The sequence below is a fragment of the Streptomyces sp. CA-179760 genome (assembly GCF_050937045.1).
Lineage (GTDB): Bacteria > Actinomycetota > Actinomycetes > Streptomycetales > Streptomycetaceae > Streptomyces.
In genome coordinates, this window is the sequence record NZ_JBNJLZ010000001.1 from 2,197,773 (window position 1) to 2,218,774 (window position 21,002).

Annotated in this window: 18 protein-coding genes and 2 pseudogenes; 8 read left to right on the forward strand and 12 right to left on the reverse strand. The window is 70.7% G+C overall.

Annotation, left to right across the window (positions count from 1 at the left end; translation table 11 throughout):
- Positions 1-82 precede the first annotated feature (82 nt).
- Complete coding sequence (locus ACQEV8_RS09790; protein ID WP_432959056.1) at positions 83-2,596, reverse strand: FHA domain-containing protein; 2,514 nt, start codon at positions 2,594-2,596, stop codon at positions 83-85.
- Between the two features lie 240 nt (positions 2,597-2,836).
- On the opposite strand from ACQEV8_RS09790, the pseudogene ACQEV8_RS09795 reads away from it, so the two are divergent.
- Both ACQEV8_RS09795 and serB read left to right on the forward strand, forming a co-directional pair.
- Positions 2,837-4,986, forward strand: a pseudogene (locus ACQEV8_RS09795) (streptophobe family protein).
- Between the two features lie 129 nt (positions 4,987-5,115).
- A complete protein-coding gene (serB, locus tag ACQEV8_RS09800) occupies positions 5,116-6,330 on the forward strand; it encodes a phosphoserine phosphatase SerB (protein WP_432959058.1) in 1,215 nt (404 codons plus the stop codon).
- Between the two features lie 86 nt (positions 6,331-6,416).
- Here the strand turns inward: serB and ACQEV8_RS09805 are convergent, their stop codons facing one another.
- The 4 genes from ACQEV8_RS09805 to ACQEV8_RS09820 form a co-directional block, all read right to left on the reverse strand.
- A complete protein-coding gene (locus tag ACQEV8_RS09805) occupies positions 6,417-6,935 on the reverse strand; it encodes a SixA phosphatase family protein (protein ID WP_432959060.1) in 519 nt (172 codons plus the stop codon).
- A 64-nt stretch (positions 6,936-6,999) separates the two neighbouring features.
- Positions 7,000-7,206 carry a hypothetical protein gene (locus ACQEV8_RS09810; RefSeq protein ID WP_432959062.1) on the reverse strand — a complete coding sequence of 69 codons (207 nt, stop codon included), beginning with the start codon at positions 7,204-7,206 and terminating at the stop codon, positions 7,000-7,002.
- Positions 7,207-7,372: 166 nt separating this feature from the next.
- The gene (locus tag ACQEV8_RS09815; protein ID WP_351346634.1) at positions 7,373-7,489 is read right to left on the reverse strand and encodes an SGM_5486 family transporter-associated protein; all 117 of its coding nucleotides are present in this window, start codon (positions 7,487-7,489) and stop codon (positions 7,373-7,375) included.
- Positions 7,490-7,577: 88 nt separating this feature from the next.
- Positions 7,578-8,900, reverse strand: a complete 1,323-nt coding sequence (locus tag ACQEV8_RS09820; protein WP_432959063.1) for an MFS transporter — start codon at positions 8,898-8,900, stop codon at positions 7,578-7,580.
- Positions 8,901-9,134: 234 nt separating this feature from the next.
- On the opposite strand from ACQEV8_RS09820, the pseudogene ACQEV8_RS09825 reads away from it, so the two are divergent.
- Positions 9,135-9,826, forward strand: a pseudogene (locus ACQEV8_RS09825) (FadR/GntR family transcriptional regulator).
- Here ACQEV8_RS09825 and ACQEV8_RS09830 read toward each other — a convergent pair.
- From ACQEV8_RS09830 to fabG, 3 genes are all read right to left on the reverse strand, one after another.
- Positions 9,804-10,157, reverse strand: a complete 354-nt coding sequence (locus tag ACQEV8_RS09830; RefSeq protein WP_432959065.1) for a hypothetical protein — start codon at positions 10,155-10,157, stop codon at positions 9,804-9,806. The pseudogene ACQEV8_RS09825 and the gene ACQEV8_RS09830 sit on opposite strands and share 23 nt — an antisense overlap.
- Positions 10,158-10,319: 162 nt before the next feature.
- Positions 10,320-11,087, reverse strand: a complete 768-nt coding sequence (gene fabI / locus ACQEV8_RS09835; protein ID WP_432959067.1) for an enoyl-ACP reductase FabI — start codon at positions 11,085-11,087, stop codon at positions 10,320-10,322.
- Between the two features lie 5 nt (positions 11,088-11,092).
- Positions 11,093-11,812: a 3-oxoacyl-[acyl-carrier-protein] reductase gene (gene fabG, locus ACQEV8_RS09840; RefSeq protein ID WP_432959069.1), complete on the reverse strand. Its 720-nt coding sequence runs from the start codon at positions 11,810-11,812 to the stop codon at positions 11,093-11,095.
- Between the two features lie 273 nt (positions 11,813-12,085).
- Here fabG and ACQEV8_RS09845 point away from each other — a divergent pair, with 273 nt between their 5' ends.
- From ACQEV8_RS09845 to tyrS, 3 genes are read left to right on the forward strand one after another with little or no spacing between them, the layout of a single operon-like run.
- A complete protein-coding gene (locus tag ACQEV8_RS09845; RefSeq protein WP_432959071.1) occupies positions 12,086-13,609 on the forward strand; it encodes a TldD/PmbA family protein in 1,524 nt (507 codons plus the stop codon).
- A complete protein-coding gene (locus tag ACQEV8_RS09850; protein WP_432959072.1) occupies positions 13,606-15,000 on the forward strand; it encodes a metallopeptidase TldD-related protein in 1,395 nt (464 codons plus the stop codon). Before ACQEV8_RS09845 ends, ACQEV8_RS09850 begins: the two co-directional genes overlap by 4 nt.
- Before the next feature lie 58 nt (positions 15,001-15,058).
- A complete protein-coding gene (tyrS, locus tag ACQEV8_RS09855) occupies positions 15,059-16,327 on the forward strand; it encodes a tyrosine--tRNA ligase (protein WP_432959074.1) in 1,269 nt (422 codons plus the stop codon).
- A 63-nt stretch (positions 16,328-16,390) separates the two neighbouring features.
- Here the strand turns inward: tyrS and ACQEV8_RS09860 are convergent, their stop codons facing one another.
- A complete protein-coding gene (locus tag ACQEV8_RS09860; protein WP_399020083.1) occupies positions 16,391-16,666 on the reverse strand; it encodes a GlsB/YeaQ/YmgE family stress response membrane protein in 276 nt (91 codons plus the stop codon).
- Between the two features lie 244 nt (positions 16,667-16,910).
- On the opposite strand from ACQEV8_RS09860, the gene ACQEV8_RS09865 reads away from it, so the two are divergent.
- Complete coding sequence (locus ACQEV8_RS09865) at positions 16,911-17,306, forward strand: DUF3099 domain-containing protein (RefSeq protein WP_432959075.1); 396 nt, start codon at positions 16,911-16,913, stop codon at positions 17,304-17,306.
- A 231-nt stretch (positions 17,307-17,537) separates the two neighbouring features.
- A complete protein-coding gene (locus ACQEV8_RS09870; RefSeq protein WP_432959076.1) occupies positions 17,538-17,756 on the forward strand; it encodes a hypothetical protein in 219 nt (72 codons plus the stop codon).
- Here ACQEV8_RS09870 and moaA read toward each other — a convergent pair.
- The 3 genes from moaA to ACQEV8_RS09885 all read right to left on the reverse strand — a co-directional run bounded on the left by moaA (position 17,753) and on the right by ACQEV8_RS09885 (position 20,892).
- Positions 17,753-18,742 carry a GTP 3',8-cyclase MoaA gene (moaA, locus tag ACQEV8_RS09875; protein WP_432959078.1) on the reverse strand — a complete coding sequence of 330 codons (990 nt, stop codon included), beginning with the start codon at positions 18,740-18,742 and terminating at the stop codon, positions 17,753-17,755. The genes ACQEV8_RS09870 and moaA overlap by 4 nt on opposite strands.
- A 171-nt stretch (positions 18,743-18,913) precedes the next feature.
- Positions 18,914-20,539, reverse strand: a complete 1,626-nt coding sequence (locus tag ACQEV8_RS09880; protein WP_432959080.1) for a solute symporter family protein — start codon at positions 20,537-20,539, stop codon at positions 18,914-18,916.
- The gene (locus ACQEV8_RS09885) at positions 20,536-20,892 is read right to left on the reverse strand and encodes a DUF485 domain-containing protein (protein WP_432959081.1); all 357 of its coding nucleotides are present in this window, start codon (positions 20,890-20,892) and stop codon (positions 20,536-20,538) included. The genes ACQEV8_RS09880 and ACQEV8_RS09885 overlap by 4 nt, the downstream gene beginning before the upstream one ends.
- Positions 20,893-21,002 lie beyond the last annotated feature (110 nt).

Here is a 21,002-nt window from a genome sequence, read left to right on the forward strand (position 1 = left end):
CTCTGCTCGCTGAACGAGAAAACGCCGAAGGGCGGCACCCACCTGACAGGGTGCCGCCCTTCGGGGCGTCGTGCGGCGGAGACTACTTGCGCATGACCTCGGGCTCGTGGCGGCGCAGGAAGCGGGCCACGAAGAAGCCGCAGAGCACGCCGAGCGCGAGGAGCGCGCCCATGTCCATGGCCCAGGCGCCGACCGTGTGCTCCCACAGCGGGTCGTTGTCGCCGGCGGTCTCCGGCGGGGCGATCTTGTTGAAGTCCAGCGTGGCGCCGGACGCTGCGACCGCCCAGCGCGACGGCATCAGGAACGAGAACTGGTTGACGCCGATCGAGCCGTGCAGCGTGAAGAGGCAGCCCGTGAAGACGACCTGGATGATGGCGAACATCACCAGCAGCGGCATGGTCTTCTCGGCGGTCTTCACCAGCGAGGAGATGATCAGGCCGAACATCATCGACGTGAAGCCCAGGGCCATGATCGGCACCGACAGCTCGACGAGCGTGGCGCTGCCGAAGACCAGACCCTCCTCGGGGATCTCCCGGCTGGAGAAGCCGATGACACCGACCAGCAGGCCCTGCAGCACGGTGATCATGCCGAGCACGAACACCTTGGACATCAGATACGCGGAGCGTGACAGACCGGTCGCGCGCTCCCGCTCGTAGATGACCCGTTCCTTGATCAGCTCACGGACGGAGTTCGCCGCGCCCGCGAAGCAGGCGCCGACCGCGAGGATCAGCAGGACCGTGGTGGCGGTGCCGTTCGGGATGATCCGGCCCGTCTGCGGGTTGACCGGGTTCGGCAGCAGGCCCCGGTCCGCGTCGATGAGGAGGCTGACCGCGCCGAGCACGGCCGGCAGGATCACCATCAGGGCGAGGAAGCCCTTGTCGGACGCGATCACCGAGACGTAGCGCCGCACCAACGTGACGAACTGGGACATCCAGCCCTGTGGCTTCGGCGGCTTCATCGCCTGCATGGGCGGAACCTGTACGGACTGCGGCGCGACGGCGTCGATGTCCGCGGCGTACATCTGGTAGTGCTGCGAGCCCTTCCATCGGCCCGCCCAGTCGTAGTCGCGGTAGTTCTCGAAGGCGGAGAAGACATCGGCCCAGGTGTCGTAGCCGAAGAAGTTCAGCGCCTCCTCCGGCGGGCCGAAGTAGGCGACCGCGCCGCCCGGGGCCATCACCAGGAGCTTGTCGCAGATCGCCAGCTCGGCCACGGAGTGGGTGACGACGAGGACGGTGCGGCCGTCGTCGGCGAGGCCGCGCAGCAGCTGCATGACGTCGCGGTCCATGCCCGGGTCGAGGCCGGAGGTCGGCTCGTCCAGGAAGATCAGCGAGGGCTTGGTGAGCAGCTCCAGGGCCACGGAGACGCGCTTGCGCTGGCCACCGGAGAGGGAGGTGACCTTCTTCTCCTTGTGGATGTCCAGCTTGAGCTCGCGCAGCACCTCGTCGATGCGGGCGTCGCGCTCCTGGCCCGTGGTGTCCGCGGGGAAGCGCAGCTTGGCCGCGTACTTGAGGGCCTTCTTGACGGTCAGTTCCTTGTGCAGGATGTCGTCCTGCGGGACCAGACCGATGCGCTGGCGCAGCTCGGCGAACTGCTTGTAGAGGTTCCGGTTGTCGTAGAGGACCTCGCCCTGGTCGGCCGGGCGGTAGCCGGTGAGTGCCTTGAGCAGGGTCGACTTGCCGGAACCGGACGGGCCGATGACCGCGATGAGCGACTTCTCGGGGACGCCGAAGGAGACGTCCTTGAGGATCTGCTTGCCGCCGTCGACCGTTACGGTCAGATGGCGGGCGGAGAAGGACACCTCACCGGTGTCGACGAACTCCTCGAGCCGGTCGCCGACGAGCCGGAACGTCGAGTGGCCGACGCCGACGACATCGGCCGGCCCGAGCAACTGCCCGCCACCCTTGGGGATCGGCAGACCGTTGACGTACGTGCCGTTGTGCGAGCCGAGGTCGCGGATCTCCATGCGGCCGTCGGGCGTGGCGTGGAACTCGGCGTGGTGCCGGGAGACCTGCAGGTCGGAGACGACCAGCTCGTTCTCCAGGGCACGGCCGATGCGCATCACGCGGCCGAGGGAGAACTGGTGGAACGTGGTGGGGCTGCGGTCGCCGTGGGCCGGCGGCGCCCCCGCGGCACCGCCGGGGGCCTGCTGCTGCGGGATGTGCCCGCCGGGCTGCTGCGGCTGCTGCCAGCCGGCCTGCGGAGCCTGCTGCTGGGAGGGCGCCTGCTGGGCCCAGCCGGGGTTCGCGCCCTGCGCGGCGTACGGCTGCTGCTGGGGCTGGGCCTGCGGCGTGGCGACGGAGGCCGCGGCGCCGGAGAGGTTCAGACGCGGTCCGTCGGTGGCGTTGCCCAGGTTCACCGCCGAGCCCGCGCCGAGCTCCATGTGGTGGATCCGCTGACCCTGCACGAACGTGCCGTTGGTGCTGCCATGGTCCTCGATGACCCAACTGCGGCCGTTGTGGCTGACCGTGGCGTGACGCCAGGAGACCCTGGCGTCGTCGAAGACGACGTCCCCCTGCGGATCACGTCCGAGGGTGTATGCCCTGGACGGATCGAGCGTCCAGGTACGTCCGTTTGATTCCAGTACGAGTTCCGGCACTCCATGCCCCACTGAGTTGTCCCCCGAGTTACCCCCGACATGGGGAGTCTAGGGATGTCGAACATCGGGGGAACTATTTCAGTAGCGGCCCCCTGACCGAAAGTCGGGCCTTGTGAAAACCGCGCACGGACGCCTCGGCCGATTCCGTTGACGGGGTTGAAACCGGGCCGGAGAGTGGTATTTCGTCGCGAGGGGGACATGCGCGGAGTTCCCGCCGCGTAGCGGATCGGGGGGTCTGCCATGGGTGCCGGTACAGGTGTCGAGAGGGCGAGTGACGGCACGCGTGTGCCGTGGGGTGACGTGCTGATGTCCGCCGTCGCCGCTGTGAGCTGGGCGTTGATCGGGATGGCGGGCACGGCGGCGCTGGGGCTGCGTCTGCTGCAAGCGGACGCGGCGGGCTCGTTGGGGCCGATGACCGCGGCGGTGGTGGCCCTTGGGGCGGGTGGTTCGGTCACGCCGTCCGGCGATGTGTCGGTGTTCGGTCTCACGGGCGCGGAGGCGGACACGGCCATCGAGATCACGCCACTGGGGGTGAGCCTGGTCGGAGCGCTGCTGCTGTCGTACTTCTTCCTGCGGTCCTTGCGGGCGGCGGGAGTTGTGATCTCACCGGCCGAACTCCTCGCGCGCGCCGGTGCGGTGGTCGCGTTGTTCGTGGCGATGCTCGGCGGGCTGGCCTGGGCGGGGCACGACGTCATCACGATCGACGGCGGCTCACTGGGGCTGGACGACCTGACCGGCGGGGGCGGAGAGGGAAGCGGCGGCCTGGACATCCCCGGGCTCGGGGACGTCGGGGACATCGGCGGGCTGCTGCCGGACCGGATCGGGGACCTGGTCGACGCGCGGGCGGCGATCGGTTTCACGGTCGACACCGTGCCCACGCTGTTCGGTGGTCTCGGCTGGTCGGCCGGGATCCTCCTCGTCGCCCTGCTGGCCTCGCGCCGCACGCCGCTGCCCCGGGGGTGGGAGGCCGTGCACCGGGTCGTACGGCCGGCCGTTTCCGCGGTGGTGACCGTGCTGCTGGTGGCCGTGGCGGCGGGCCTCGCCGCGGCGGCGTACGCGGCGAGCGGCGACGACCACCCCGGGCGCGTCACCGGCGCGGCGCTGCTCGGGGCGCCGAACGGGGTGTGGCTGGGCGTGCCGATCGGCCTGTTCGTGCCGTGGGACGGCAGGGCCACGGGCGAACTGACCCGTTTCCTGCCTGACCCGCTGGACGACCTGCTCGTGGCCCGCCCCGACCAGCAGGTGACGCTGGGGAGGCTGGCCGAGCTGGACGGGCGCGTGTGGCTGCTCGGGGTGGCGGCGGCTCTGATGATGCTGCTGGCGGGGGTGTTGACGGCGGTGCGGTCGCCGGTGGGCGCTGTGGCGGGGGTGCGGGAAGAGGCGGCGGTACGGGGTCCCGGCGCCCTCGGTTTCGCGGGCGGGTGCGCGCTGCGGCTGGGGGTCGCGACCGCGTCGGCCCTGCCGTTGCTGGCCTGGCTGACGGATGTGTCCGTGACCGCCTCCCTGTCCGTACTCGGCTTCGACGCGTTCGGCGCGGGCATCGAACTGCACGGGCATCTCGGCATTGCCCTGCTGCTGGGCGCGGTGTGGGGCGCGGGAGCCGGGGCCGTGGGGGCGTCGCTGGCGTGGGCGAGCGGGGCCGCGGGGCGGTCGGCGGCGGCGTTGGCCCGGGGGATGGGGTGGCAGGGGCGGGGGGCGGCTCGGGGGTAGGCCGGTACGGCGAGAGCCAGGGCCGGTACGGCCAGGGCCGCCAGGGTTGGCACGGCGAGGGCCAGGGCCAATTCGACGTGGCCGGGCGGCACAACGAGGGCACGGGCCGGTACGACGAGGGCACCGGCTGGCCCAGCGGGGCCCGGCGGCACCACGAGGCCCAGGGCCCGCAGAGCGAGGGCACGGACCGGCAGGACGAGGCTCCGGGCCGGCAGAGCGAGGGCACCGGGCGGTCCGGGAACCTGGGTGATCCGCAGGGCGAGCGGGCGTCGTACGGGAGGGAGGCCGGGCCCTACGCCCCGGGTACGCCGTACCGGCCGCCGAACCCGGCCACCAATCCGTACCTCCGGGTTCCGGACGAACTGCGAGAACCGGAGGACGCGCGGCCCGGGGACGCACGCCGGGGCCCGCATGACGAAGGGTGGCCGGACGGAGGGTGGCCGGACGGAGGACGGTCGGACACCCCGGACGAGGGACGGCCGGAGACAAGGGCCACCGAGCCCGGGAACGGCGACGTGTACGGAGCGCCCACCGTGGCGCGGCCGGTCGGGCCGCCTCCGCGAGGCCCCCGTCGGCCGCCCGGGCCACGGGGCGGGAACGGGCCGCCGGCCCGGCCGGACGACGGGCCGCCGCCCCCGCCTCCTCCCCCGCCACCGCGGAAACCGCGGGGCGGGAGGTGATCCCGAGGCCGGAGGGGCGCCGTACCGGTACGTAAGATGCACGCCATCGACGCGATACCCACTGTTCGCTGTCCGCCAGCCGGACCTCACGGGCGGTGTGACCTGCCCGCCGGATACGGTGGAACCACCATGAGCGCATCGCAGACCTCGTCCTCTGACGTCCCCACCCTCCTTGTCAAGATCTTCGGCAAGGACAGGCCGGGCATCACGGCCGGCCTCTTCGACACCCTCGCCGCCTACTCCGTCGACGTCGTCGACATCGAGCAGGTCGTCACCCGCGGCCGGATGGTGCTGTGCGCGCTCGTGACCGAGCCGCCCCCCGGACTCGAGGGAGATCTGCGGGCGACCGTCCACAGCTGGGCCGAGTCGATGAAGATGCAGGCGGAGATCATCTCCGGCCTCGGCGACAACCGGCCGCGTGGACTGGGCCGCTCCCTGGTCACCGTGCTCGGGCATCCGCTCACGTCGGAGGCGACCGCCGCGGTCACCGCGCGGATCACCAGGACCGGCGGCAACATCGACCGTATCTTCCGGCTCGCCAAGTACCCCGTGACCGCGGTCGAGTTCGCCGTGTCCGGCGTGGAGACCGAGCCGCTGCGCACCGCCCTGGCACCCGACGCGGCGAAGCTCGGCATCGACGTGGCGGTGGTCGCCGCCGGTCTGTACCGGCGTGCGCAGCGCCTGGTCGTCATGGACGTCGACTCGACGCTCATCCAGGACGAGGTCATCGAGCTGTTCGCCGCGCACGCCGGCTGCGAGGACAAGGTCGCCGAGGTGACGGCTGCCGCGATGCGCGGGGAGCTGGACTTCGAGCAGTCCCTGCACGCGCGCGTGGCGCTGCTGGAGGGGCTGGACGCCTCAGTGGTGGACAAGGTGCGCAGCGAGGTGCGGCTGACGCCGGGCGCCCGCACCCTGATCCGTACGCTGAAGCGGCTCGGCTACCAAGTCGGTGTCGTCTCGGGCGGGTTCACCCAGGTCACCGACGATCTGAAGGAGCGGCTGGGGCTGGACTTCGCCCAGGCCAACACGCTGGAGATCGTCGACGGCAGGCTGACGGGCAAGGTCACCGGCGAGATCGTCGACCGTGCGGGCAAGGCCCGGCTGCTGCGCCGGTTCGCGGCGGAGGCGGGCGTGCCGCTGTCGCAGACCGTGGCGATCGGTGACGGTGCGAACGACCTGGACATGCTGAACGCGGCCGGTCTGGGTGTCGCCTTCAACGCCAAGCCGGTGGTGCGCGAGGCCGCGCACACCGCGGTGAACTTCCCGTTCCTGGACACGGTCCTGTATCTGCTGGGCGTCACGCGCGAAGAGGTCGAGGCGGCGGACACCCTCGACACGGTCTGAAGCGGGCTGGAGGGGCCCGGCACCGCACCGGTGCCGGGTCCCTGTCACAGCCTCATTGTCACGGCCCCGCTTTCACACGGAGACGGTCACTCGGCCGGCGCCCAGTAGTCCCGCAGCGCGGCCACGCCCGGCTCCACGCTCTTCCACGAGCCGGTGAACGACAGGACGGCGAAGCCGGCGGCCGGGAAGCCGCGGCGGTCCATGCGCTCGCGGGCGTCGTCCTCGGCCGAGCCCGCCAGGACGTCGGCGAGGCCCTGGACACCCGGGTTGTGGCCGATCACGAGGACGTTCCGCACATCGTCGGGGGTCTCGTTGAGCAGGGCGATCAGTTCGCCCGGCGAGGCCTCGTAGATCCGCTCTTCGTAGACGGTTTTCGGCCGATGCGGAAACTCATGGACGGCGAGCTTCCAGGTCTCCCGGGTCCGGACCGCGGTGGAGCACAGGGCCAGGTCGAAGGGGATGCCGGTGTCGGCCAGCCTGCGCCCGGCCTCCGCCGCGTCTTTTCGGCCCCGGTCGGCGAGCGGACGCTCGTGATCGGTCACCTGTGGCCAGTCGGCTTTCGCATGGCGGAAGAGGACAATCGTGCGGGGTTCTGCGACGCTCATGAGATCCAGCTTCGCATGAAACACGCCATGGGGCGCAGGGAGTTGACCACCGGTTTCGGCGTGCTCAGCGGGCTGTCAGCTGCTGCAGTCGCTCGAAGAGGTGGGTGACCACGGGATCGCCGGTGGCCGCGTGGGCGCCGGACGGGTTCAGGATCAGGACGAGCAGCGCGGTGAAGCCAAGCGCCGGCAGGGCCAGGGCCCACCAGGGAAGCCGGCTGTCGGCGCCGGACCGGGTCGCCGGGTGGGGCGGGGTCTGCGTAGGGGCCGACATGGGTGCCTCCGCTCTTCGAGTGGCCGGTGGCCCCCGTCTCGCGGCCACACCTCGAAGTTACGGAATCCGCGGCAGGCAACCCATCCGGTGACCCACCCACTTGACCCTGACCCTCACCCCCTAGGGGACAGGGGGCTAGCCCCACCATCGACGGGGCGAGGCCCGGTCATGGCGAGGCGAGCGTCGCGATGACGCCGATGACGATGAAGATCGCGAAGAATGCGCCGAACACGAGCAGCATCTTCTTCTGACCATGCTGGGGATTCGGATCGAGCACTGGCATGGGGCAAGTGTCGCACCCACCCCGGGCGCGCTGGGCCCCGGGGTGAGGCCGACGCGACGAGGCCGGTTCAGCGGCCCGCCTCGTCCTCTCAGCGGCCCGCCTCGTCCTCCACCGTGCGGTCGCGGCCCGCCAGCCAGCCGACCACCATCTGCGGGACCATCAGGGCGCTCATCAGTGTGATCGGCAGGCCCCAGCCGCCGCTGTGCTGGTAGAGGACGCCCACCAGGAGCGGTCCCGGGATGGAGATGAGGTAGCCGGTGCTCTGCGCGAACGCCGACAGCTGGGCCACGCCCGGGCCGGTCCTGGCCCGCATGCCGACCATGGTGAGGGCGAGCGGGAAGGCGCAGTTCGCGACGCCGAGCAGCACGGCCCAGGCCCAGGCGCCGCCGGCCGGCTCGAGATACAGCCCGGCGTAGCCGGCGAGGCCGCAGACGCCCAGGGCGAGCACGATCGGGCCCTGGTGCGGCAGCCGCGTCGCCAGGCGGGGTATGACGAAGGCCAGGGGCACGCCCATCGCCATGGTGAGTGCCAGCAGCAGCCCGGCGGTACCGGCGGGCACCCCGGCGTCCCGGAAGATCTGCGCCATCCAGCCCATGGTGATGTAGGCGGCGGTGGCCTGGAGCCCGAAGAAGACGGCCAGCGCCCAGGCGGTGCGGCTCCGGGTGATCCGCAGCCGCGCCTCCACGCGCGCGGGGTCCGCCGGGGCGTGGTCGGGGCGCTCCTCACGCCCGGTTCCCGCCCGGTCCTCGCGGCCGGTTTCCTTCCCGTCCTCGCGGCCGGTTTCCTTCCCGTCCTCGCGCCCGGCCTCCGTCCGGCCGGAGGCCGGGGTCTCCGGGTCCCGCGTCGTCCCGTGGCCGTAGCCCTCGGCCCGCCGCCCCGGCCCGGACGCCGCCGCGCGCCTCCGTACGAACGGCAGCCACGGCAGGACGGCCGCCGCGGCGAGCCCCGCCCACAGGGCCAGGCCTGACTGCCAGCTCCCGCCCAGGACGTCCGACACGGGCACCGTGACCGCGGCCGCGAGGGACGTGCCCAGGGCGAGTCCCATGGAGTAGACGCCGGTCATGGAACCCACGCGGTCGGGGAACCACTGCTTGACGATGGCCGGCATCAGGACGTTGCTCACCGCGATGCCCATGAGGGCGAGGGCACTGGCGGCCAGGAAGCCGGCCGTGCCGCCGGCGTACGGCCGGATCGCCAGGCCGGTGGCGGCCATGCCGGCGCACACCACGGCGCCCGCTCCGAAGCGGCGGGCGAGCCGCGGGGCCATGACGCCGAAGACGGCGAAGCACAGGGGCGGCACGGAGGTGAGCAGTCCGGCCACGCCGGCGCTCATGCCGAGCCCGTCGCGGACCTCCTCCAGGAGGGCGCCGAGGCTGGTGATGGCGGGCCGGAGGTTCAGGGCGGACAGCACGATGCCGAGGACGAGCAGCCGTGTCGTCCACGCGCGCGTGGACGGGCCGCCCGGTTTTCCGGCGTCGTGCTTCCCGGCCTCGTGCGCGGCCGAGCTGCGAACGGTCGGGGCGGCGTCATCGTCCGGGTTTCCTCACTAGCCATGAGGCCCATCATAGAATCATGGGATGATTGACTGTCCAATCCGTCCACTCCTCGGCTGCCGTCCGGTGCCCCGGCCGTGCGAAGGTGAACCATGCCTCTGAGCCATCCCCGTCGTTCGGCGCTGTCCGAACAGGTCATCGCCGCGCTGCGGGCCCAGATCACGTCGGGCGAGTGGCCGGTCGGCTCCCGCATCCCGACCGAGCCGGAACTGGTCGAGCAGCTGGGCGTCGCCCGCAACACGGTCCGTGAGGCCGTCCGCGCGCTCGCGCACAACGGCCTGCTGGACATCCGCCAGGGCTCCGGCACCTATGTCGTGGCCACCAGTGAGCTGGCGGGGGTGATGCAGCGGCGGTTCGCGGGCGCCGACCCCCGGCACATCGCCGAGCTGCGCTCCACGCTGGAGTCGTCCGCCGCCCGGCTGGCCGCCGAGCGGCGGACCGAGAAGGACCTGAAGCAGCTCGACGCGCTGCTGCTGCGGCGTGAGGAGGCCTGGGAGTCGGGTGACGCGGAGGCGTTCGTGACCGCGGACGCGACCTTCCACCTGGCCGTGGTCTCCGCCTCCCGCAACGACGTGATGACCGCCATGTACGCGGACCTGGGCGAGGTGCTGCGGGACTGGCTGCGCGAGGACGTCGGCGAGGAGCTCACGCCGGAGACGTACATGGACCACGGGCGGCTGCTCGACGCAATCCGCGTGGGGGACGCGGACAGGGCGGGGCGGAGGCGGCCCGCTATCCGTTCCTGTGCCGCCTGGGCGGGATCAGCTCGCCCTCCGGTGACTGACCCAGGCGTCGCCGACTTCCTTCCAGCAGCGTCCCTCGATCCGTACGGTCTGTGCGGGCCCGGCCTCCATCGGGGAGCTGTCGGTGTCGATGTCCCACCAGCGGGCGCACTCGACATGCAGGCTCACGCGGTCGGGCTCCGGGTAGGGGTTGTGACAGTACGCGGTCACCCTGGAGTCGTCGACACGGATCCGGCACGCTGCCCCGAAGGGGGCGACCCGTTCCCGCTCGTCGTCGGCGGGCACGCGCGCGTGCGGCACCGCCTCGTAACCCAGGGTCAGCACGAGAGCGACGGCGACGGACAGTGAGGCCGTTCGGCGGGACAAGCGCACAAGGGGACCTCCTCGGCCGTGCTGGGGAGGGGACCGCGTGGTGAAACGCGTACTCCAGAGTGCCCGGTCACGGGCCTCCCCCGCCCGGCCTGCTGGGCCGAAAGGGTGACGCCCCGCTCCCCGCGCGCTGCGGGGAACGGGGCGTCGACGACGTACGGGAGATCAGGCTCCGATGGCGTGCAGACCGCCGTCCACGTGGATGATCTCGCCCGTGGTCTTCGGGAACCAGTCGCTCAGCAGCGCGACGATGCCGCGGCCGGCCGGCTCGGGGTCCTTGAGGTCCCACTCCAGCGGCGAACGGTCGTCCCAGACGGCGGCCAGCTCGCCGAAGCCCGGGATGGACTTGGCGGCCATGGAGCCGATCGGGCCCGCCGAGACCAGGTTGCAGCGGATGTTCTGCTTGCCCAGGTCGCGGGCCATGTAGCGGCTGGTGGCCTCCAGGGCGGCCTTGGCCGGGCCCATCCAGTCGTACTGCGGCCAGGCGTACTGCGCGTCGAAGGTCAGACCCACGACGGAGCCGCCGTTCTGCATCAGCGGCAGGCAGGCCATGGTCAGCGACTTCAGGGAGTACGCCGAGACGTGCATGGCCGTGGCGACCGACTCGAACGGGGTGTTCAGGAAGTTGCCGCCGAGCGCGTCCTGCGGGGCGAAGCCGATGGAGTGGACGACGCCGTCGAGGCCGCCCAGCTCCTCGCCGACGATGTCGGCCAGACGCCCGAGGTGCTCGTCGTTGGTCACGTCCAGCTCGATGACCTTGGTGGGCTTGGGAAGCTTCCTGGCGATGCGCTCGGTCAGCGTGGGCCGCGGGAAGGCGGTCAGGATGATCTCGGCGCCCTGCTCCTGGGCCAGCTTGGCGGCGTGGAAGGCGATGGAGGACTCCATCAGCACACCGGTGATCAGGACGCGCTTGCCCTCGAGAATTCCGCTCATGGTGATCAGTGACCCATTCCCAGTCCGCCGTCAACGGGAATGACGGCTCCAGTGATGTACGAGGCGTCGTCCGAGGCGAGGAACCGCACCGTCGCGGCGATCTCCTCGGGCTGCGCGTACCGGCCGAGCGGCACCTGCTTCACGATGCCCGCACGCTGCTCGTCGGTGAGCACCTTGGTCATGTCGGTGTCGACGAAGCCGGGCGCGACGACGTTGAAGGTGAGGTTTCGCGAGCCCAGCTCACGGGCGAGGGAGCGCGCGAAGCCGACCAGGGCGGCCTTGGAGGCGGCGTAGTTGGCCTGGCCCGGGCCGCCGTAGAGGCCGACGACCGAGGAGATCAGGACGACGCGGCCCTTCTTGGCCCGCAGCATGCCGCGGTTGGCGCGCTTGACCACACGGAAGGTGCCGGTGAGGTTGGTGTCGATGACCGAGGTGAAATCCTCCTCGGACATGCGCATCAGGAGCTGGTCCTTGGTGATGCCGGCGTTGGCGACGAGGACCTCGACGGGGCCGTGGTTCTCCTCGATCTCCTTGTAGGCCTGCTCCACCTGCTCGGGGTCGGTGATGTCGCACCTGACGGCCAGGCAGCCCAATTCTGTCAGGGCTGCCGGCGGTTCACCCGAGCGGTACGTGATGGCGACCTTGTCGCCGGCATCGGCGAAGGCACGGGCGATGGCGAGGCCGATCCCCCGGTTGCCTCCGGTGACGAGAACCGAGCGGCTCAACGGATCACCCTTTCGATAGCGGACTGGAACGCCCGCCCGGGCGCCTGGACGACAGGCGGCAATGACAGGCGGCTTTCCCGAAAACCTATCGGTCCCGGCACGCCCGCGGACAATCGGGCACCGACAGTGGCGTACGGGACTCACTGTCGGGTCCCTACAGAAAGCCACGCACCCGGGGTACGGAAACTCGTGGCCCGCGCGCGGGATGGACGACATGATCGGAGCAGTCACGCAGTACGGCAACCACGCTCACCTCGACAGAAAGAGACGGCGGTGCCTCATACCATCGACGAGGCCTTCACGGCCCTCCCCCTGCGCGCCCTCGCCGACGCGGCCCTCGCACGCGCGCGTGCGCTCGGTGCCGAGCACGCGGACTTCCGGTTCGAGCGGGTGCGGGGCGCCTCCTGGCGGTTCCGGGACGCCAAGCCCGCCGGGTCGTCGGACACCACCGACCTCGGGTACGCGGTGCGGGTGGTGCATGGCGGCACCTGGGGTTTCGCGTCCGGTGTCGACCTCAGCATGGACGCCGCCGCCAGGGTCGCCGGGCAGGCGGTCGCCATGGCGAAGCTGTCCGCCCAGGTGATCAAGGCGGCCGGGTCGGACGAGCGCGTGGAGCTGGCCGGCGAACCGGTGCACGCCGAGAAGACGTGGGTCTCGTCGTACGAGATCGATCCGTTCACGGTGCCCGACGAGGAGAAGGCCGGGCTGATCGCGGACTGGAGCGCGCGGCTGCTGGCGGCCGACGGGGTGGACCATGTCGACGCCTCGCTCCTCACCGTCCACGAGAACAAGTTCTACGCCGACACCGCGGGGACCGTGACCACGCAGCAGCGGGTACGGCTGCACCCGGTGTTCAACGCCGTGTCGGTGGACGAGTCGAGCGGCGAGTTCGACTCGATGCGCACCCTCGCGCCGCCCGTGGGACGCGGCTGGGAGTATCTGCGGGGCACCGGCTGGGACTGGGAGGGCGAGCTGGAGCGGATCCCGGAGCTACTCGCCGAGAAGATGCGCGCGCCGAGTGTGGATCCGGGCCTGTACGACCTGGTCGTCGACCCGTCCAACCTGTGGCTGACCATCCACGAGTCCATCGGGCACGCGACCGAGCTGGACCGGGCGCTCGGCTACGAGGCCGCCTACGCCGGCACCTCCTTCGCCACCTTCGACCAGCTGGGCAGGCTGCGCTACGGCTCGGAGCTGATGAACGTCACGGGCGACCGCACCGCCGAGCACGGGCTCGCCACGATCGGGTACGACGACGAGGGCGTCGAGGGCCAGTCCTGGGACCTGGTGAAGGACGGCACGCTCGTCGGCTACCAGCTGGACCGGCGGATCGCGAAGCTGACCGGGTTCGAGCGCTCCAACGGGTGCGCCTACGCCGACTCCCCCGGGCATGTGCCGGTGCAGCGCATGGCCAACGTGTCGTTGCGGCCGGACCCGGCCGGGATGTCGACCGAGGACCTGATCGGGGGCGTGGAACGGGGGATCTACGTCGTCGGTGACCGGTCCTGGTCGATCGACATGCAGCGCTACAACTTCCAGTTCACGGGTCAGCGCTTCTACCGGATCGAGAACGGGCGGCTCGCCGGACAGCTGCGGGACGTGGCCTACCAGGCGACGACCACCGACTTCTGGGGCTCGATGTCCGCGGTGGGCGGGCCGCAGACCTATGTGCTCGGCGGTGCCTTCAACTGCGGCAAGGCCCAGCCGGGCCAGGTCGCGGCGGTGTCGCACGGCTGTCCGTCGGCCCTCTTCAAGGGCGTCAACATTCTCAACACGACGCAGGAGGCCGGTCGATGAGCCCTCGTACCAGCAAGCCGCACGAGGTCGTCGAGCGCGCCCTCGAACTGTCCCGGGCGGACGGCTGTGTCGTCATCGCCGACGAGCAGTCCACCGCCAACCTGCGCTGGGCGGGCAACGCCCTGACCACGAACGGCGTCACGCGCGGGCGCACGCTCACCGTCGTCTCGACGGTGGACGGCAAGGAGGGCACGGCCTCGGGGGTGGTGTCGCGGTCCGCCGTGACCGCCGACGAGCTGGAGCCCCTGGTGCGGGCCGCCGAGGCGGCCGCGCGGGGGGCCGGGCCCGCCGAGGACGCGCAGCCGCTGGTCACGGGCGTGGCCGCGAGTCCGGAGTACACGGAGGCGCCCGCCGAGACCTCCTCCGCGGTGTTCGCCGACTTCGCCCCGGCGCTCGGCGAGGCCTTCGCACGCGCGCGTGCGGGCGGCCGGGAGCTGTACGGGTTCGCCAACCACGAACTGGTGTCGACGTACCTGGGCACCTCCACGGGGCTGCGGCTGCGGCACGACCAGCCGAACGGGACGCTGGAGCTGAACGCCAAGTCCCCGGACCGGACCCGGTCCGCCTGGGCCGGGCGCTCCACGCGGGACTTCAAGGACGTCGACCCGGCGGCCCTGGACGCGGAGCTGGCGGTGCGCCTCGGGTGGGCCGAGCGGCGTGTGGAGCTGCCCGCGGGCCGGTACGAGACGCTGCTGCCGCCGTCGGCCGTGGCGGACCTGCTGATCTACCAGTTGTGGTCGGCGTCGGGCCGGGACGCGGTCGAGGGCCGCACGGTGTTCTCCAAGCCGGGCGGCGGCACGCGGGTCGGCGAGAAGCTGACCGATCTGCCGCTGACCCTGCGCAGCGACCCGAACGAGCCCGGTCTGGAGTCGGCGCCCTTCGTGATCGCGCACTCCTCCGGTGGCGACGAGTCGGTGTTCGACAACGGGCTGCCGCTGGCGGCCACGGAGTGGATGCGTGAGGGAGAGCTGCGGCACCTGACGACCAGCCGCCACAGCGCGGGCCTGACCGGTCTGCCGGTGGCGCCGGGCATCGACAACGTGATCCTGGACGGGGGCGACGACCGCTCCCTGGACGAGATGGTGGCGAACACCGAGCGCGGGCTGCTGCTGACCTGTCTGTGGTACATCCGCGAGGTCGACCCGGCCTCCCTGCTGCTGACGGGCCTGACCCGGGACGGCGTCTACCTGGTCGAGAACGGCGAGGTGACCGGCGAGGTGAACAACTTCAGGTTCAACGAGACGCCCATCGGCCTGCTGGGCCGGGTGACGGAGGCCGGGCGGACGGAGAAGACGCTGCCGAGGGAATGGAGCGACTGGTTCACCAGGGCCGCGATGCCGGCCCTGCGGGTGCCCGACTTCAATATGAGCTCTGTCAGTCAGGGCGTATAACCTCGTACCTGATTACGAGACCACTCCGTTCGAGCCCACTCAAGGAGATACGAGAACCGTGACGGACATCGTCGACGAGCTGAAGTGGCGCGGGCTGTTCGCCCTGTCCACTGACGAGGACGCTTTGCGCAAGGCGCTCGCGGACGGTCCCGTCACGTTCTATTGCGGCTTCGACCCGACGGCCCCGTCGTTGCACGTGGGGCACCTGGTGCAGGTGCTCACCGTGCGGCGGCTCCAGCAGGCCGGTCACCGGCCGCTGGCGCTGGTCGGCGGTGCCACGGGCCTGATCGGCGACCCGCGCCCGACGGCGGAGCGCACGCTGAACGACCCGGAGACGGTGACCGGCTGGGTCGGCAAGCTGCGTTCCCAGATCGAGCCGTTCCTGACCTTCGAGGGCGAGAACGCGGCCCTCATGGTCAACAACCTCGACTGGACGGAGAACCTCTCCGCGATCGAGTTCCTGCGGGACATCGGCAAGCACTTCCGCGTCAACAAGATGCTGACGAAGGACTCCGTGGCCCGGCGCCTGGAGTCCTCCGAGGGCATCAGCTACACGGAGTTCAGCTACCAGTTGCTGCAGGGCATGGACTTCCTGCAGCTCTACCGCAGGTACGGCTGCACGCTCCAGCAGGGCGGCAGCGACCAGTGGGGCAACCTCACAGCGGGCCTGGACCTGATCCACCGGCTGGAGCCGGACGCCACGGCACACGCTCTGGCGACGCCGCTGATGACCAAGGCGGACGGCACCAAGTTCGGCAAGACCGAGGGCGGCGCCGTCTGGCTCGACCCGGAGATGACGACGCCGTACGCGTTCTACCAGTTCTGGCTGAACGTGGACGACCGGGACATCTCGAAGTACATGCGCATCCTGTCCTTCCGCTCCCGTGCGGAGCTGGAGGAGCTGGAGCGGCAGACCGAGGAGCGTCCGCAGGCCCGTGCCGCGCAGCGTGCCCTGGCCGAGGAGCTGACGACGCTGGTGCACGGCGCCGACCAGACGGCCGCCGTGATCGCCGCGTCCAAGGCCCTCTTCGGGCAGGGCGAGCTGGCGGAGCTCGACGAGAAGACGCTGGCCGCGGCCCTGTCGGAGGTGCCTCACATCCAGGTCTCCGAGCTCGGCCCGGTCGTCGACCTGTTCGCCGAGGTCGGCCTGGTGGCCAGCAAGTCGGCCGCGCGCCGCACGGTCAAGGAGGGCGGCGCGTACGTGAACAACGTCAAGGTCACCGGCGAGGACGCGGTCCCCGCCAAGGAGGACCTGCTGCAGAGCCGGTGGCTGGTGCTGCGCCGGGGGAAGAAGAACCTGGCGGCGGTCGAGGTCACGGGCGGCTGAGCATGCGTGGGAAGGGGGTCGTCTCCGGTGCGGAGGCGGCCCCCTTCGCCGTGCGCCCCGCCGTCACGCCCTCTGTCTGTCTCCCCGTGCGGCCGTCCAGGCCTTGTCCCCGAGGCCGACGAGGATGATCGCCATGACCAGCTGGAAGACATGCCGCCACCAGTCGATGCCCGATGTGGCGTCGACACCGGCCGCCCGGGCGATGGCGTTGCCGGCGATGCCTCCGATGATGCCCAGGATGACGGTCAGCCACAGGGGCAAGTGCTGCTTGCCCGGAATGATCGCCTTGGCGAGCAGGCCGAGTACCAGTCCCACGATGATCGCCCACAACCAGCCCATCGCTGCCTCCTCGTACGGCTCGACGTGAGCTCTACGGCCAGTGTCGGCCCAGGTGCCGTACGCCGCATGCCGGGGATGGCCGTACGCGCCACGGCGCACGCCCATCGCCTCGGCCGGACGGGCCCCGGTCTCGTAGCGGGCGCAGCCGCGGCGTAACGTGGAAGCTGTCCTGGTCGGGTTCCCCGGCCGGCCGGGGACGGCCACGGGGCGGGGAGAGTCCGATACGGGCGGATGGTGGAATGCGATGCGGAAGCAGCATGGCGACGGCAACGTCCAGGTTTTCCGGATCACCGGCGCCCGGACGGGACTTCAGGAGGACGTACGCGGGCGGCAGCGCCGGTACGTGATCTCGATGACGGTCCGCACGATCTCCGTGATCCTCGCGGCCACGTTGTGGAACGTCGAACGGCACGTCGCCATCGTGGCGTTGGTGCTCGGGCTGGTGCTGCCGTACATCGCGGTGGTGATCGCGAATGCCGGGCGCGAGAACGCGCCGTCTCTGCCGTCGACGTTCGTCGCGGCGCCGACGCGGCCGATGATCGCGCCGCCGGGTGCGCCGGACGGTTCCGCGGAATCCGCCGCGGAAGATGCGGAGTCCGGGCACACGCCGGGTGCGAAGACCGATTCGCGGGAGCAGTAGGGGCGTCCGGGGGCGGTGACAAACGGAAGTCATCTTCCTGCCAAGCTCAAGAAAAGCTCAGATCAATCATGTTGTTCAGGTGCCGGGGTCGGGGTTACCCGTGACATACTTCGTACGCGCTCCGCATCCCCCGTCGGAGCGACGGACCGACGCCGGGCAGCTCCCCCCGTGGCTGCTCGGCGTCGCCTTTTCTGTGTGCGGTTCTTATGTGTGCAGTGGTGAGACAGAGCTGTGAGTGACGAGACGCCCATCTGTTCCGCGAAGGGCTGCCGCGCCGATGCGGTGTGGGTGCTCGCGTGGAACAACCCGAAGATCCATACGCCGGAGCGGCGCAAGACGTGGCTCGCGTGTGAGGAGCATCGCGAGCATCTGTCGCAGTTCCTCGGGGTGCGGGGGTTTTTGAAGGACGTGGTTCTTCTGCAGGAGTGGGAGTCCGCGCAGGGCTCCTAGCCCCCGATCGCCGACATCGGACGGTCCGGCTGTACGAACGTCGGGTCGTCCAGGCCCGCTCCCGCCTTCTTGCCCCACATCGCCAGGCGCCAGATGCGGGCGATCTCCTCGTCCGGGGCGTCTGAGCGCAGGGCGGCGCGGAGGTCGGTTTCCTCCTGGGCGAAGAGGCAGGTGCGTATCTGCCCGTCGGCGGTGAGGCGGGTGCGGTCGCAGGCCGCACAGAAGGGGCGGGTGACGGAGGCGATGACGCCGACGACATGCGGCCCGCCGTCCACCAGCCAGCGCTCCGCCGGGGCCGATCCGCGCTTCTCCTCGCCCTCGGCGGTCAGCTCGAAGCGGGTGCGCAGGGAGGTCAGGATGTCCCCTGCCGTGATCATGCCGTCACGCTTCCAGCCGTGCTGGGCGTCCAGGGGCATCTGCTCGATGAAGCGCAGCTCGTAGTCGTGCTCCACGGCCCAGGCGAGGAGGTCGGGGGCCTCGTCGTCGTTGAGACCCGGCATCAGGACCGAGTTGACCTTGACCGGGGTCAGGCCGGCGTCGCGGGCGGCGTGCAGGCCCTCGATGACGTCCTTGTGGCGGTCGCGGCGGGTGAGGGTCTTGAAGACGTCCGGGCGGAGCGTGTCGAGGGAGACGTTGACCCGGTCCAGGCCCGCCGCCTTCAGGGCCGACGCCGTGCGCTTGAGGCCGATGCCGTTGGTGGTCAACGACATCTGGGGGCGCTTTTCCAGAGCCGCGACGCACTCGACGATGCCGACCAGGCCTGGGCGCAGCAGGGGCTCGCCACCGGTGAAGCGGACCTCCTCGATACCCAGGGACATGACCGCTATGTCGATCAGCCGGACGATCTCGTCGTCCGTGAGCAGATCCGGCTTGGCCAGCCACTGCAGACCTTCCTCGGGCATGCAGTAGGTGCAGCGCAGGTTGCACCGGTCGGTCAGCGAGACCCTCAGGTCGGTGGCCTGCCGGCCGTAGGTGTCGATGAGCACGTGGGCCCCCTCCCTCGACGCGGATCGTGCCCGGAGCATTTCTTCTCCGGCACCTGCGAGCCTACGTGACCCCACTGACAACTCCACAGGCCCGATCCCACGACGCGGAACGCGGCCGCGCCGCAGGGACCTGGAGGTTCCTACGACGCGGCCGCGTGAGGGGGCTGGTGCTCAGTGGGCGCCGGTACCGGTCAGGGACCTGACCTCCAGCTCGGCGTACTTCTTGGCGTCCGGCTCCTCCTTGGACAGGACGGTGCCGAGCCAGCCCATGAGGAAGCCGAAGGGGATGGAGATGATGCCCGGGTTCTTCAGCGGGAACCAGGCGAAGTCCACCTCGGGGAACATCGCCTTCGGGTCGCCGGAGACGACGGGCGAGAACAGCACCAGGCCGACGGCGACGATCAGACCGCCGTAGATCGACCACAGGGCGCCCTGGGTGGTGAAGCGCTTCCAGAACAGGCTGTAGAGGATCGTCGGCAGGTTGGCGGAGGCCGCGACCGCGAAGGCGAGGGCGACCAGGCCGGCCACGTTCAGGTCGCGGGCGAGGGCGCCGAGGCCGATGGAGACGACGCCGATGAAGACGGTCGCCCAGCGGGCCGCACGGACCTCCTCGGCGCCGGACGCCTTCCCCTTGCGGATGACGTTGGCGTAGATGTCGTGCGCGAAGGACGACGACGAGGCGAGGGTGAGGCCGGCGACGACCGCGAGGATCGTCGCGAAGGCGACCGCCGAGATCGTGGCGAGCAGGATCGCGCCCCAGGTCGAGTCGACACCGCCGAGGTGCAGCGCGAGCAGGGGTGCCGCCGTGTTGCCGGACGGATTGGAGGCGATGATCTCGTCCTGGGAGATCAGCGCGGCGGCGCCGAAGCCGAGGGCGATGGTCATCAGGTAGAAGCCGCCGATGATGCCGATCGCCCAGTTCACCGACTTACGGGCGGCCTTGGCGTCGGGCACCGTGTAGAAGCGGATCAGGATGTGCGGCAGGCCGGCGGTGCCGAGCACCAGGGCGATGCCGAGGGAGATGAAGTCCAGCTTGGACGTGCCGGTCATGCCGTACTGGAGGCCGGGCTCCAGGAACGCCGCGCCCTTTCCGCTGTTCTCTGCGGCCTGGCCGAGCAGGTCGGAGATGTTGAAGTTGAACTTCAGCAGGACCAGGAAGGTGATCAGGATCGTGCCGCCGATGAGCAGCACGGCCTTGACCATCTGGACCCAGGTGGTGCCCTTCATACCGCCGATGGAGACGTACACGACCATCAGGAGGCCGACGAGGGCCACAATGAGGATCTTGCCGGCGTCGGAGGTGATGCCGAGCAGCAGCGAGACGAGGACGCCCGCGCCGGCCATCTGGGCCAGCAGGTAGAAGATCGACACGACGATCGTGGACGTACCTGCGGCAGTGCGGACCGGGCGCTGGCGCATGCGGTACGCGAGCACGTCGCCCATGGTGTAGCGGCCGGAGTTGCGCAGCGGCTCCGCCACCAGGAGGAGGGCGACCAGCCAGGCGACCAGGAAGCCGATGGAGTACAGGAAGCCGTCGTAGCCGAAGAGGGCGATCGCACCCGCGATGCCGAGGAAGGACGCGGCCGACATGTAGTCGCCGGAGACCGCGAGGCCGTTCTGGAAGGCGCTGAACTGGCGGCCGCCCGCGTAGAAGTCGGCGGCGTCCTTGGTCTGGCGGCCGGCCCAGACGGTGATGCCGAGCGTGGCCAGGACGAACAGCGCGAACAGGGTGATGATCAGCGGGCGGTGCTCGCTGGCCTCGTTCGCGGCGAGCAGGGTCTGCTGTGCGGTGCTCATGCGCCGCCCTCCATCCGGGACTTGATGGCCTCGGCCTTGGGGTCGAGCTTCGCGGCGGCGTGCCGCGAGTACCACCAGGCGATGAGGAACGTGGTGATGAACTGCGCGACGCCGAGGAGAAGGGCGACGTTGATGTTGCCGAACAGCTTGGTGCCCATGAAGCCGCCCGCGTAGTTCGACAGCAGCACGTACAGCAGGTACCAGGCGATGAAGGCGACGGTCAGCGGAAAGGCGAAGGAGCGGTAGGAGCGGCGCAGTTCACCGAACTCCGCGCTCTCCTGCACCTCGGCGAACTCCTCGGGTGAGGGGAGTTTGTGTTGCTCTTTCGAGGGGGGCGGTGCATCGGTGGACACGGAGAGTCTCCTCGTGACGACGGAAGCGGTTCTGTACGGGGACGGAGGCGAGTGTCCTCGCGCTCCCTGCTCAACGTCACGGCGGCACGCGAGAACCGGTTCAACCGCCC